Source organism: Francisella-like endosymbiont (genome assembly GCF_003069505.1).
GTDB lineage: Bacteria > Pseudomonadota > Gammaproteobacteria > Francisellales > Francisellaceae > Francisella.
Window position 1 is genome coordinate 12,886 of record NZ_QAPC01000006.1, and the last position, 13,340, is coordinate 26,225.

Sequence of the window (13,340 nt, forward strand, 5' to 3'; positions counted from 1 at the left end):
ATGAAATATATAAATAATATCAATAAAAATATCTCACTAAATAATTTTATAAGCTTTCTAAAGAATCAGAAATACCCTTTGGAAAAAATAAAGCTTATACCAGTACCAATGGACAATTTATCATCATCTACCATATTAGATATTTATGAAGATCAAGAAACTCTAAATGTAAAAATAAATATATTTAAAATCAAGCCATTCGCCAAATTACAAAGCATGTATCAAGAATATATCCAAAACAATAATAGTTTGGCTATTCAAGTGCTTGAATATGGTATAAAAATTCTGCTAAATATATACATTCTAGATAATAAAATGCTATACAAACTAACACAAGAAAATACTTATATTCAATCTACCCCTAAACACACTATAGATAGCATAATAAATAGCCTATATAAATTACTCTCAGAGGACTATTGTACTGTAATAAATTATACAGAAAAACCAGTTAACATTCAAAGAAAACAAAGATTAATAGGGCACTCTAGCGTTGGAAACACTTTCTTAGGAGGAAATATGCCTTCAATTATATATAAATATCAGTATATTCCTTCTTAAGAAGAAGGAATCCATTATAGAAAAAATCAAATCACAAATTAAAAAAATTGAGGAAAAAAATTACAGAAGTCCATTTAAAATAGAGTTCCAAATATCAATTGAAAATAGTAGAAAAAATTGTATATACTTAGGTTATTTTAGTTTATGAAAACTTAAATACTATACCTCCTCTGTACACGATGTTTTTTCATAATTTGAGTTGTTTAGTTATTTTATTAATTTTTAACCACAAAACAAAGTCTCTATTTGAGATAGGATGACTTTTGAATAGCATTGGCAATAATACCTAAACCATATCTAAAATAAGAGTTCTTTTTTCTAGCAATTGTTTTTATTTTAGCATCTTATACCAACCAACCTTATGAGCCCCATACAAAGACTATATAGATAGCAAAGCTAATAGCTTTCCTACTTTATTAGTACTAAGTCAAATTGTATCCTCAAGATTAAACTATCTACTTTTAAATCCTTGAAATAAATTTTCAATCTCCTAGTGCATACTATAGATTGCCTATACTCTTAGAATTACTAAAGACTGTTGATTAAATCTATAGATTTCTAACCTCGTAGCCTTAGGATGTACTTTTTCGCAAAAATTAATATGAACTTGTGTTTTTATGTTTATATCTGCAATTTTGGCAGATATATACATTTATTCTAACTAACCTCAGTTCTATAATTATTTCATAGATAAAAGCTTATAATTATTGATTTTGATAGGGTTTATAATAAATTGAGCTAATATGAGTAAAAGCATTATTGATTGCTCTATGTGTATGCCATAAAGTTAGATTATTTTTAAGATAATTGAAAATAGTTTCAATGATAGATCTTTTAGCAAGCATAGCTTTTTCAAAGCTAGTTCTAGAAACTTTTTTCACTTTTTCATATTTTTTTAGTTTTGTTATAAGCTTTAAGCCTTGTTGCTCAAGCAATATAGCTTTCTCTTTAGAAATATAGCCTCTAGTGCCAAATACTAATCCTTTAAGTCCTTTACATAATTTGGTTAAGAGATTCTATCATCTTTATTACCAGGACTAATATTAATACTAAGATTTCACCAATATGGTTTGTCAATAAATGAAGCTTAAAGCTAAAGAACCAACCAGTACTGTTGTCCCTAGCTGCTAAACCTTTAAGCACTCTATGCCTGGACTCTACTTATATTATGACAAGCTGGCAATTTAGTAGCATCAACAAAATATAAGTCTGCATGTTTGCCGTGATTATTTGAGATAAAGTATATCAAAGGCAACATGGCCTTATCTATTAACTCAACAAAAAGATTATATTATGGTGCTGCAGGGAAATAATGCTTCCAATAAATCTTTATAAACTCAATGTAGTAACTCTTAAAATTTTTATACCTGACTGCTTGATACATAATCAAAATTGTCATTATTTCATTAAAGATATACTATACTTTTTTTCTGTTGTATAATAAATTCACTTGCTTTCTAATTGTCTATGGTAAATAATACAAAAGTCGTCTATACGGCAAAAGATTGAAATAAGTTGATCTATCATTATTAGTGGTTTTTAAACGGTTTTTCGCTTATTTTAACCTAAAAACAACTAAACTTCATTCTACAAGGCTTCTAATACCTAACTAAGGTTAACTAAGTCATCATACTGACTGCTTTTAACATGTTAAAACAGCATGATTTTAATAATGCTTGAGCTTGTACTTTGACCGTAGAAAAGTAAAAATTAAATCCTCTTTTTAATCTACCAAAGCATTGCTCAATCTTATATTTAATTTTAGATATAAGAATATTATTAACTTTCTGTCTTTTTGTTATTGGTTTGTTTCTAATAGCTTTTGGCAATATACGATCTTTGATATTTCTACTTTTTAATAGATTTCTATTATCAGCGATATCATATGCCTTATCAGCTAACACCTCTTGAATTGACATCTTTAAATAAAGCCTCAAGCATATGTGCCTTATAGGCTTCTGCTAATTCTGTATAAACAGTTTGAATAAATTCGTGCTTGTTCATCTACACTAGCAAAAACCTTATAACTATAGTGACTTCTTTTGCCTTTCTTTATCCATCTAGCATCACTATCTTTACCATAAGATATATCAGTCTTATTTTGATTTATCTTCCTTTCTATCTTCAATAGGATCTTTTATATATTTGTCCGGTCTACCTGCAGACTCAACTAGTGTAGCATCTATGATTGCACCATTATTAGCACTATTTATATATAAACCTAATCCATCAAGTTGCTTATTTAACCCTTTAAATAGCTTCTTTAACTTTCTCTTTTTTATTAATAAGTTTCTAAACTTATTAATCTGGAAGATTAGAGGTTGGCGTGAAACTCGTAAAATACATAAAATCTACTCTAATTCTTAAACTATTAGCTAACTTTCTATCACTTAAACTATACCATTGAACTAATAGTAGTAACATAAACATCACCACACTATCAAAAGCATAGGTCTACTTTGTCTTGTCACATCTTGTATATAGATTACTTTTAAGTATTTTTCTAAACTTATTAGAATCAACTAACTTATTTAGCTTAACAAATTTATTATCTGAACCTAATCTTTCTTCTAAACCTAAAAAGAAAAAATCCATAAAAATAAATATCTTTCATATCTATATTTTATAAAAATAACCAAGATTAAATCAATAGTCTTTCTGATATAGAATTTCTTTTCTAAAATTAAACATTTATCTAAAATATTGTACTTTCTCATAAAGTCTTCTGAAAGTAGCAGTCCGTAACCCAAGCGATAGTCTTGCTTGTATGTCTAGTCTATCATATGCCTTGATAATCCAGCATTTATTTTTTTGAGTTTATTGGAATGCCACATTTCATCAAACTCTATTTAAGAGGAGATTATCTGCTATTATAGAATTCTGTATAGCCGTTACTTACTCCAAATAATTTTGCTACAAACAATATAATAACATTTACCTAAATAATACATTATAACAATAATTGCTCCCTTTATTGCTGTCTCTGGATTGATTTATCCATTATTAAGAACAAAATTATAGCTACATGACTCACATTTATATCTTTGTTTATTCTTACTATTCCATTTTTATGAATTTCTTGTAAGTTACTAGTTTGCAAATAATAATCATTACAAAAAAAGCTACATACAATATGCGTAATAGCATTATTTTAATAGATTATCTATGATTTTACACTCTCAAATAAATATCAGTAAATTTATTAATAAGGCTAAAATTCATAAAACCTACCTTGATTATTTATAGCTAAGCCGATAACATTTTGCAAAATACACAAAATAACATTCATCATATAGTAAAAACTTAACTATTAGCATAACATTCTGTGAGCTTATATTATAGTAATTTTCTTCTCATAATAAGGAGGTGCTCAGCCATCAGCTATTCGTTCAATATTTACATTCAAAAAATCACCTTCATTATAATTCTTCTTACAATTTTTATTATTTTCATTTATTAGAATACTTCCTTCATCATGTGATAAATATAATTGTGAAGATACAAACCAATTATATATGGCTTTTGAATGGTATGTTTCATATTTATCATTTTTAAATAGACTTAAGCATAAATCTATAACTTCTGGAAGAGGATTTTTTTCATCATATTTATATGAAACTGTTAAATCTTTAACTGATTCGCTAGTAATTGTGACAGCTAAATAATAATTGATACTACTAAGCGGTTCTCTAATTAATTCAGTCATATAAATACATTATTATCACTCTTATCTTTACATGATTTTATATTAGTTGGGCATACATCATCTAAGTTTAGAAAAATAGTAGCATCTTGCCTAGAGCTATTTTTTAATCAAACTTACCGACTGTTATTACATTACTAAATCCTGATTGACTGATATTGAATACCAGTAAAATTAATAATGATAATTTGAATATTTTTTACTCATACGTTGTAGACTCCTTATCTATTTTGATATTTTTCAAAAAAGTTTGATTTATATAGTTCACTTATTTTTTTATATGTTTTTTCAATAGTTATTAGCTTAGTATGAAATACTTTATATTTATCACCATTTAAATTTTTATTTTTATAATAAATAAATTATTAATTAATTTATTTATTATTTCATATTTATATTTGCTTAATACGTCATAAAGTAAAGAAGAAGTATTAGTAGTTTTTGATTTTAAAAGTATTCTGTAATGAACGGCTATTTCTATTAGATTCATAAGAATTTGATAAAAATTTAATTTGTTTTCTCTATTTTCAATTTGTTGATTAATCATATTTCTTTTATATTGACTACACCCAGATTTTAGTTGTTTAACTAACTTCATTATTAAAATATTACTTCCAATATAATCATTGCATAAGAATGAGTTTTGAATATAAAAAATATATTCAAACCAAGCGCTAAAATTAATTTCACTTTTATAATCCTTGTTTTTATGACTATGAATATATAACTGTAGAGCTTTTAATTTTAACTGTTGTCCTTCATATTGAAACAAGATTATTCGTAAACGGCATAATATCAAATTTAAAGTATTATCATCAATATATATTAAGAATAATTAGAAATCTATCTATCACTGCTCTAGAAGCTTTACTAAGGGCAATTTCAAGATTTGTTTTAAATTGTAGTTCAGTTGGTAAATAATAGTGCGTATTTATTGAAGAATAACTTATAATTTTACTATCAATCATTAAGAAACTTATAGTTCTACCATAATATAATTGCATTAATCTAATATAATATAAGGCATCGATAAAAGCATTAGACAATTCTTGTGTCCCTAAGTCATCTAATACAGAAAAACATGATATAGCTTTATGTGATAGACCGACCCAGATTTCATAGTTAGTACTATATAAGCTTTTACCAAAGTTTTTAACTATATCTTCTTTTTGCTTGTCAAAACTAATATATTTATATGATGTTATAATATCTTTAGCTACTTTTTTAAAATCATCTTTGTTGTTAAGCAACTCAAGTGATAATCTGTATATTTTAGAGTCTGAATTAGGAGTTGCAAAGCTATACTTTTGGTCATGCAGGTTTATTAAATAGTTTCCTAACCTATCTTTTATTTTATAAAATGTGGTGATTCTATTTTTAACAAAAAAATCATTAAAATATCCATAACAATATCTTGTATTTTGTTTTTTGCATATACATTACCGCTTTTATTTTCTTCTTTCTTATTTTTTTCTTTATAAACAACATCAAATCTGCTATCTTTAAAATTATATTTTAGATAATCTATATTCTGTTTATCTATAGAGTATAAATTAAAATCTCTTTCAATCTGCCTGTTATGAGATGAAGTATATTTTACTTTAGTATCATACATTCTACCTTGCGCGACAAAAGTTTTGTATTGATTAATTGTTGCATATGTATTATAATTAGCTAGTTTTTGTCCTTCACCATTTCCTATAAAACCTCTTCCTCCTATCTCGGCTTTTTTCTTGCGAGAATATTGTTCTAATAATGTAGAATGTCTTTCACTGTGTGTTGATAGTAAACCATATAAAGATCCTTCTGAAAGTGAACTGTACAAGCAGTTAAAGTTATATAAATCTTCATATAGACCTGATAATTTGGTTATTCTGTTTATATAAGCGTCTCTTAAAATTTTCGAATTTGGTTTACAACTATCTTCATAGCTTTTGACCAAAGATTTAAACTTATCATTTTTAGATAATCCAAATACTGGTCTAGCAAAAAAGTCAGCGATATTAAATATAGGATACTTTTTATCTTTAGAATTTATTAAGTAAGTATTCGAAGACATTAGTATCTCATCTACAGTATGATCGACACTATGTGCCATGAAAATACAGTAAAGGTATGTCATATATAACATTTGATCTTCATCAAGTACTATATTACCATTTTTTACTGTAGTTGCCATTCCAAGGAGTAATGCCTGAGTCATCGCCTGGTCTAAATTTTCCGAGATACCTACCTTAAAATCAAGATTATATAGTTGAGCTACGTTTAACATAGCGTTTCGTAGGCCAATTTCGCTTTTATTTGTTAAATTAAGACTAAATAATGACATTCCATTGTCAATTGAGTGATCTTTTGGTTTGTTAACAGATTTTGACATAATATTTTTTTCTTTTTCTGAGTATTTATTATGTAACTTTTCAGGTGAGTCATATAATTCAAATTCCATTCTATTAGAAACATTTGCGTTTGATCTTAACAAAGCAGTTGTTGAAACAAATGCACCATATCTAAAAACTACTGGTATATAACTTGGTTTAATTTGTGACGATGTTTGTTTTAGAAGTTTAACGACCTCAAGATCCATAAAACTCTTTATATATTTTCCATGCGATTTATTTAAATTATTTAAATAAAGGTTTTCAAGTAAACTTTTACTTTCTACTTTATCAGAATACCAGTCTATAAAGTCGTCATCTGCGATTACAGGGCTCAAGAAGCCTGGAAGATAGCATACTATGAATAATTTGTTTCTTATATCAGCAAAATACGCTTCTTTTGAGTTTCTAAGTTTACCAGTTTCCAGCATACAATTATAGTACGTAAGAGGATTGTTTCCTAAATACCCATAAGGTACTAGATAATTTTTAGTTGAACATAAAAATGCATTTATATAACTAAGAACTCTAAATTTTGGATCTTCTAAAATTTTTGAGAGGTTACTTGCATGTTTTTCCCTTTCTTCATCTGTAACAAAAAGTATTATACTTATTTTTATACTTTTCGAAACTTAGCGTTTTTTTGGATCTTTTTTATAATTTTTTTGTATAAACTTCATACTACTTTTGAAGATTTATAGCATTAATTTTCGGATTAATATTTCCTTCATCTAGAAGATCACATAAAGCTTCTGCCTCTTCAATGCTTAATCCATGAAATGTTTCACCAAGCCAAATAATACTACTGATTTTTTTGTATCATTTACTAATTGATTTTGAATATCTTTATTTAATAGTCCAGCTTTTAATAATTTACTATATTCAGGTTTTACTGATTTAATACCTTTTTCTATTTCATAAACCAAGTAAACTGCTATTAAATAGAGGTGCCTCACAACTAGTGTGTCTAAAAATGTCATTAATTTCTTAAGTAATTCTTCGTTTTCATACCAGGCATCAGATATCACATAATTGATTATATCATTTTTAATTCTCTCATTATTTTCAATTGCTAGTGAATTAAATAAGTTACTCTTTTTTTTATTTTGTAATGTTGGAGCTGCTTTTATAGCTTTTGAGAAAAAATCATCATTTGAACTTATTTCAAAGTCTTTTAATTTGGATACCTTTTCTAAATCTTTTTTTACCTTTAGCAAATTTTTTTAAAGGAATATTGATTTTATTTTCTTTCATATCTGGCCTTACCCAGAATGGTTCCGGAATTTTTACCACTAATTCTCTTGCATTCTCCTGATCTATATTATTGAAAAATTCTGGTGTATGATAAATATATAAAAAATCAGAATGGTATGCTAGATGTATGATGTTTTGGTTGCAGTAAGTTATTAATGGCATAAAGGATGTAAATTTATGATTAACTCAAACTTTATCACCTGTATAAACTACCACAAAATCAACTAATCCCCACAGTTTCTTAAAGTCAAAAATAACACTTTTATGTCCAAAAATAGCGAATTTAATTTTGTGAATCAGTGTATCTAAAGAAAAAATTGCAATTATAAATGAATCTTTTTCCTGTCTAATAGATTTGATTTTGCTCATTGCAATTTTTGAAGGATGAATAACTCTCAATATTTCCATATTTGATAAATAATTTTCTCCAAATTGTAATAGGTATATTTTCTTTTCTTTGTCATCACTTATTTTGAGCACTTTAATATCTGTTTTACTCAGCTTAAAGTCTGCTATGTTAGTAAGTAATTCTACTTTCTCATAATAGATATGGAACTTTTTTTATATTTGTCACTCATGTTCACATCTCCTTTTTATTTATTATGTATCTTACATATAAATTTTAATTTTTTAAAAAATCTATTTACTAGTATATAGATAGTTAGTTCTTTTTCAAATCATAAGCTATGCACAAAAAAATAAATTAGATAGAAAATAGCTAAATCGCTGTTATTTAAAAGTTGAAAAGCATTAAATATCAAAGGCTCAGCAGATGAGTTATCATATAAAAGAAATATTCTAGTCAAGTATTTTATTATTCCTAAAAGCACAAAAAAGTATACATACCAACGATGAAAATAAGTTGAGATTATTTATTGAAGCTGTGTATTACGCCCTGTTACGTACAGGATGTCAATAGAGAATGTTACCTTTTTACTATGGTAAATATAGAGCAATACATAAACGTTTTAAAGATTGGTTTGATAAGGATATATTTTCTAAATTATTTAAATCAGTTCAAGATCCTGATTTACAAGAAGTAATGCTTGATTCAACAGTAACAAGGGTAGATGCTTGTGCTATACAGACTACAATAGAAATAATAATCTAGCTAGTGGTAGATCAGTTGGAAGAATAACTACTAAGATTCATCGCTATGACTGTTTAGGTAATCCACTAGAAATAATAGTTTCAAAAGGCAAAACTCATGACAGTAAAGTGGCTATAAATCTATTACAAAACATAGATAAAACTAAAATTATAGCTGATAGGGCATATCATTCTAATGAAATTAGGGAACATATTGAAAGTATATCTTGCCAAGCTGTTATACCTTGTAAATCAAACAAAATAAACCCTATACCTTTTGATAAACAAGTGTATAAAGAAAGACATTTGATAGAGAATTTCTTTTCTAAAATTAAGCATTTTAAGAGAGTTTTTCTAGATTTGATAAAACTATATCAGCATATATAGGGATGATTAAATTAGCATTTGGTTACGTTGAAAAATTATTTTTGTGCACAGAATCTAATAAATATCTTACTGTAATTTTCCTAAGAAATTTTTATACTCAACCAAAAATTATAATTTTAAATGACTATTTAATATAAATTAATTTGCCCTAATATAATATTATTTTCAGCACCAGTTGCTACTGGAACATTATTATATTTTTGGTGAAGGGTTTCATTTCCTAGCACAGCAAATGCTATTGCTTCCTTAGCATTACTATTCTCACTAAAATCTTCAAATGTTAAAACTTCCACATCAAGTAAATCAGAAATTGTTTTTATCAAAAATTTATTGTAAGCACCACCACCGGTAAATATTATTTGATCTAACTTATATTTGTTAAAAACAAAATCCTGATAGGCTTCTGCAATACTCTTTGCTGTAAATATTGTCAAGGTATGAACTATATCCTCAGGTCTATTTTGCTTATATTTAGCTATAATCTTATCTGTAAACTCGACTCCAAAAAGTTCTCGACCTGTTGATTTAGGCGGTTTCTGCTTTAGATATGGATTCTCCAAAAGCTCCTGTAACATATCTACAATAACTATTCCAGCTGCAGCAATATCACCATCTTTGTCATAATCTCTATTAAATAATACTTCCATAGCTCTATTTATCATCATGTTTCCAGGACCTGTATCAAAAGCATAGATATCATCGATATTTGCATTTTTTCGAATAATTGTCGTGTTTGCTATTCCACCTATATTATGAAAAGCCCGTGATTTATTTTTGTCTCTATATAATATGTAATCTACATAAGGAATAAGTGGTGCACCACTACCTCCAGCAGCTATATCACCAGCACGAAAATTTGATACTACGATTGTTTGACATTGATAAGCAATTGTCGCAGCGTCTCCTAGCTGTAATGATGATTTAACAAACTGTTCATCACTATTTGCTTGATGATAAATTGTTTGACCATGACTTGCTATAAATGCTATATCTTTTAAATTCAAGCTATTGGCTGCTACTAGTTTTTTTACTGCATTTGCATATTCAATACCAAGTTTAAAATTAAGACTACATAGTAGCTGAGCATTACTTGTTGATAAATCTAAAGATTGCTTAATATCATATAACAATTTGGCAGAATACGGATATGTTTGAAAATCTATCAATTTAACATCAATATCTAATCCACTACCTCGAATCTTACACAAAGCAACATCTATTCCATCTAGGGATGTTCCAGACATGATTCCTACACAATATTTATACTCACTCATATCAGATACCTCGTCTTTAAGCATATACAATTTAATTAAATACTAAAAAAGTTCTAAACTCAATCCTTAAAACTTATTTAGTTATATAACTTTGTTTATCCTAAAATCAGAAGCAATTTCTTTATTGGTACATATGAGGTACTTACAACTAAAACTTTCATTTTTCCTCATCTTCTTTATTAGTGCTATTTTACTTAATAGTGTTATATCTTGATATTACAATCGGTCACTCACTATCAAGTCACAGAAGTTCAAGCAAGTATTCTTTAGGCTTGTAAAGATCTAACAATAGCAATCGTTTCATTCGCTATTTATTCATTCATTCCAAGACTTGGTTATAAAAACGCGATGCTTACCAAATTAGTAATTATTGCTACATGTTGTATTGCTATGGCTAGCTTATATAGCTGTCTAACTGCCAAAACACTATTTATATTGATAGGTGTAGGTGTAGCTTTTACTCTTATCAAAGTTTCTGTATATTCAACTGTTGGTTTGATTACAAATGACTCAAAAACACATGCTAGTTTAATGAGCGTATTAGAAGGTTTCTTTCAAATAAGTGTAGTACTATGCTTTTTTGTTTTTAGCATATTTATACGTTTTGGTAACTAGCTTGGCACATACTGGCTACTAGCTAGTTTATGTTTTGTGGTATTTGTTTTGCTTTTATTTACTAAGCTTGATTAATTCAGCAGCACAAATAACTAAACGCTCTAATTTTCTTACCGATACACTAAGTATGTCAAGCTTATAAAACTACCTATAGTTATGCCGTTAGCGTATTTTCTATCTCTTTATAGAACAATAAATGTAATCATGGCTTCCAACATTTAATACCAGAGTGCTTAATTCTTTCTACATCAACTAGTGTCTTTATGGCAAGTGTTTTTTCTTTGAATATTGCTGCTAGTAGAATCACTTTTGGTTTTATTATCAGAAAAATTGACTGTAAAAAAATATTATTATAGGACTTATATGCTGTACAATACTAATAATATCAACACTTCAACTATCTAAACTTATAAACCCTGATGAATCAGGCAGTATTATAGCAATACTTATAGCGTTACTATTTCCGATGATTGGCTTTTTTATGGCGCCAATATATCCTACGTTATGTTTAAGTGTTCTTAGTAGCCAACCTGAGAATTTACAAAGTGCTATGGCTGGTTTAATCATTATATTCTCAGCTTTAGGAGGTACTATAGGATCTAGAGTTATTAGCAAAATATTTGTACACTTTGAAGGAGTAATTGTATTTTATTGTGTCCTTATCAATAGCTCTTTTAGTACTTTTAATACCTCCGTATGCGAAAATTCATGGAAAACTTTGATCTTAAAGCTTTTGTAGAGGATAACTTCTATTCTCCTGTGGCCGAAAACTTTTGATAACGATAAAGAAGTATCACACTACCACAATACATCAAACAAATGTGGAATTTTTTACACCAGTCATCTGACCAGCAGAACTCTTTAAGCTCTCTTATACCTTTACCAAAACCTTATACAATACCAAGAGGTAGATTCATATAAGTCTATTACTGGGACTGCTACTTCACTTGTGAAGGTTTAAGAGTAGATGGCGAAATTCAAATGATTAAAAATATTGCTGATAACTTTGCATATCTTATAGATACTCTTGGATTTGTACCAAATGCTAACAGAAAATATTATCTAACACGCTCTCACCCTCCTTTGCTTTATTTGATTGTGAATATCCTATATCAAGAGCTTGGCATATCTGCTATCGAAAAATATCTACCAGCCCTAGAAAAAGAATACTCATTTTGGATGAACTCTCAAAGTAACATCAATGAATTAAATAGATATTGGGATGACTCCGACACTCCTAGACTAGAATCATATAGACAAGATATTGAGCATGCAAAAAATATAAAAAAACAAATGGGGTTTTTATCCAAATATTCGTACTGCTTGCGAGTCTGGATGGGATTTTTCTAGAACTGGTTTGCCAAAGTAGATGATTTTAATACAATCCAAACAACTAATATCTTATCTGTTGATTTTAATAGCTACTTATATGGATTAGAACATCTACTACTCGCTAAATGGTTCAGAGAAATTTCAGAACAACAAAAAGCCTCCAAGTATTTAGAGTTAGTAGAAAAAACAACTTATCCAAGATAAGTGTTGGAAAAGTGAAAAAGAATTTTTTATGATCTAAATTATAATACAACCAAACTTACAGCCATTACAAGCCTAGTGGGAATAACTCCTTTATTTTTAAACATCACAACGGATGAGCAAGCTTAGAAAGTTGCTAAAATTATAGAAAAAGATTTTTTAACCGAACATGGTCTTATTACAACTCTTACAAATACAACACAACAATGAGATTCTTCAAATGGTTGGACTCCGCTACACTTTGAGGCGGTAATATTCTTAAAGAATTATAGATTTGATAAACTTGCAAAAACTATTGCAAAAAAGTTTATAAATACAGTTAATGCAAAGTTTAAACAAACTGGAAAAATTTGCGAAAAATACGATGTAATAAACTCTGAACAAAAAGCAAGTAAGGAGACTTGTAGTCCAAAATGGTTTTGGTTAGACTAATCGAATAGTTGCAAGCTTTATTAAAACGTATAATTTATAAAAAGTAATTATTAAAAAATCCTCAACAAAAGGTTTTAGCTATTATCCATGACTCTAATTTATATATCATTTATCGAT

Annotated in this window: 15 protein-coding genes and 2 pseudogenes; 6 read left to right on the forward strand and 11 right to left on the reverse strand. The window is 27.6% G+C overall.

Annotated features, from left to right (window positions below):
- Window positions 1–561 carry a type VI secretion system baseplate protein IglJ gene (gene iglJ / locus C9379_RS08200; protein ID WP_318263434.1) on the forward strand — a complete coding sequence of 187 codons (561 nt, stop codon included), beginning with the start codon at window positions 1–3 and terminating at the stop codon, window positions 559–561.
- Window positions 562–1,240: 679 nt separating this feature from the next.
- Here the strand turns inward: iglJ and C9379_RS08205 are convergent.
- From C9379_RS08205 to C9379_RS08965, 10 genes and pseudogenes are all read right to left on the reverse strand, one after another.
- Window positions 1,241–2,088: pseudogene (locus tag C9379_RS08205) on the reverse strand (IS982 family transposase).
- Between the two features lie 92 nt (window positions 2,089–2,180).
- Entirely contained in the window at window positions 2,181–2,480 is a 300-nt protein-coding gene (locus tag C9379_RS08210) for a transposase family protein (RefSeq protein WP_318263435.1), read from the reverse strand.
- Between the two features lie 382 nt (window positions 2,481–2,862).
- A complete protein-coding gene (locus tag C9379_RS08215) occupies window positions 2,863–2,991 on the reverse strand; it encodes a transposase (protein WP_318263436.1) in 129 nt (42 codons plus the stop codon).
- Window positions 2,992–3,015: 24 nt separating this feature from the next.
- A complete protein-coding gene (locus C9379_RS08220; RefSeq protein WP_318263437.1) occupies window positions 3,016–3,156 on the reverse strand; it encodes a hypothetical protein in 141 nt (46 codons plus the stop codon).
- A gap of 775 nt (window positions 3,157–3,931) precedes the next feature.
- Window positions 3,932–4,267 (reverse strand): type VI secretion system protein PdpE, encoded by a 336-nt coding sequence (pdpE, locus tag C9379_RS08225; RefSeq protein ID WP_318263438.1) that lies wholly within the window; start codon window positions 4,265–4,267, stop codon window positions 3,932–3,934.
- A 331-nt stretch (window positions 4,268–4,598) separates the two neighbouring features.
- Window positions 4,599–5,036 carry a hypothetical protein gene (locus tag C9379_RS08945; protein ID WP_425536938.1) on the reverse strand — a complete coding sequence of 146 codons (438 nt, stop codon included), beginning with the start codon at window positions 5,034–5,036 and terminating at the stop codon, window positions 4,599–4,601.
- Between the two features lie 43 nt (window positions 5,037–5,079).
- Entirely contained in the window at window positions 5,080–5,514 is a 435-nt protein-coding gene (locus tag C9379_RS08950) for a hypothetical protein (protein ID WP_425536939.1), read from the reverse strand.
- A gap of 98 nt (window positions 5,515–5,612) precedes the next feature.
- Complete coding sequence (locus C9379_RS08955) at window positions 5,613–7,070, reverse strand: hypothetical protein (RefSeq protein ID WP_425536940.1); 1,458 nt, start codon at window positions 7,068–7,070, stop codon at window positions 5,613–5,615.
- Window positions 7,071–7,406: 336 nt separating this feature from the next.
- Window positions 7,407–7,856: a hypothetical protein gene (locus C9379_RS08960; RefSeq protein ID WP_425536941.1), complete on the reverse strand. Its 450-nt coding sequence runs from the start codon at window positions 7,854–7,856 to the stop codon at window positions 7,407–7,409.
- A gap of 223 nt (window positions 7,857–8,079) precedes the next feature.
- A complete protein-coding gene (locus tag C9379_RS08965; protein ID WP_425536942.1) occupies window positions 8,080–8,373 on the reverse strand; it encodes a hypothetical protein in 294 nt (97 codons plus the stop codon).
- A gap of 328 nt (window positions 8,374–8,701) precedes the next feature.
- Between C9379_RS08965 and C9379_RS08235 the strand changes: the two are divergent.
- Window positions 8,702–9,398, forward strand: a pseudogene (locus C9379_RS08235) (IS5 family transposase); the annotation flags it as partial.
- A 99-nt stretch (window positions 9,399–9,497) separates the two neighbouring features.
- Here the strand turns inward: C9379_RS08235 and anmK are convergent.
- Window positions 9,498–10,643 (reverse strand): anhydro-N-acetylmuramic acid kinase AnmK, encoded by a 1,146-nt coding sequence (gene anmK, locus C9379_RS08240; RefSeq protein ID WP_143385200.1) that lies wholly within the window; start codon window positions 10,641–10,643, stop codon window positions 9,498–9,500.
- A gap of 348 nt (window positions 10,644–10,991) precedes the next feature.
- Between anmK and C9379_RS08245 the strand changes: the two genes are divergently transcribed.
- The 4 genes from C9379_RS08245 (at window position 10,992) to C9379_RS08260 (ending at window position 13,223) form a co-directional block, all read left to right on the forward strand.
- Window positions 10,992–11,258 carry a hypothetical protein gene (locus tag C9379_RS08245; protein ID WP_318263439.1) on the forward strand — a complete coding sequence of 89 codons (267 nt, stop codon included), beginning with the start codon at window positions 10,992–10,994 and terminating at the stop codon, window positions 11,256–11,258.
- Between the two features lie 466 nt (window positions 11,259–11,724).
- Window positions 11,725–11,997 (forward strand): transporter, encoded by a 273-nt coding sequence (locus C9379_RS08250; RefSeq protein WP_318263440.1) that lies wholly within the window; start codon window positions 11,725–11,727, stop codon window positions 11,995–11,997.
- Window positions 11,998–12,239: 242 nt separating this feature from the next.
- The gene (locus tag C9379_RS08255; RefSeq protein ID WP_318263441.1) at window positions 12,240–12,608 is read left to right on the forward strand and encodes a trehalase family glycosidase; all 369 of its coding nucleotides are present in this window, start codon (window positions 12,240–12,242) and stop codon (window positions 12,606–12,608) included.
- A gap of 435 nt (window positions 12,609–13,043) precedes the next feature.
- A complete protein-coding gene (locus C9379_RS08260; protein WP_318263465.1) occupies window positions 13,044–13,223 on the forward strand; it encodes a trehalase family glycosidase in 180 nt (59 codons plus the stop codon).
- Window positions 13,224–13,340 lie beyond the last annotated feature (117 nt).

What these genes read in the sequence shown, in the direction of transcription:
- iglJ (WP_318263434.1), top strand. Translation starts at nt 1, where the DNA reads ATGAAATATATAAATAATATCAATAAAAATATCTCACTAAATAATTTT.
- C9379_RS08210 (WP_318263435.1), bottom strand. Translation starts at nt 2,480, where the DNA reads ATGTCAATTCAAGAGGTGTTAGCTGATAAGGCATATGATATCGCTGAT.
- C9379_RS08215 (WP_318263436.1), bottom strand. Translation starts at nt 2,991, where the DNA reads ATGTTTATGTTACTACTATTAGTTCAATGGTATAGTTTAAGTGATAGA.
- C9379_RS08220 (WP_318263437.1), bottom strand. Translation starts at nt 3,156, where the DNA reads ATGGATTTTTTCTTTTTAGGTTTAGAAGAAAGATTAGGTTCAGATAAT.
- pdpE (WP_318263438.1), bottom strand. Translation starts at nt 4,267, where the DNA reads ATGACTGAATTAATTAGAGAACCGCTTAGTAGTATCAATTATTATTTA.
- C9379_RS08955 (WP_425536940.1), bottom strand. Translation starts at nt 7,070, where the DNA reads ATGCTGGAAACTGGTAAACTTAGAAACTCAAAAGAAGCGTATTTTGCT.
- anmK (WP_143385200.1), bottom strand. Translation starts at nt 10,643, where the DNA reads ATGAGTGAGTATAAATATTGTGTAGGAATCATGTCTGGAACATCCCTA.
- C9379_RS08245 (WP_318263439.1), top strand. Translation starts at nt 10,992, where the DNA reads ATGCTTACCAAATTAGTAATTATTGCTACATGTTGTATTGCTATGGCT.
- C9379_RS08250 (WP_318263440.1), top strand. Translation starts at nt 11,725, where the DNA reads ATGATTGGCTTTTTTATGGCGCCAATATATCCTACGTTATGTTTAAGT.
- C9379_RS08255 (WP_318263441.1), top strand. Translation starts at nt 12,240, where the DNA reads ATGATTAAAAATATTGCTGATAACTTTGCATATCTTATAGATACTCTT.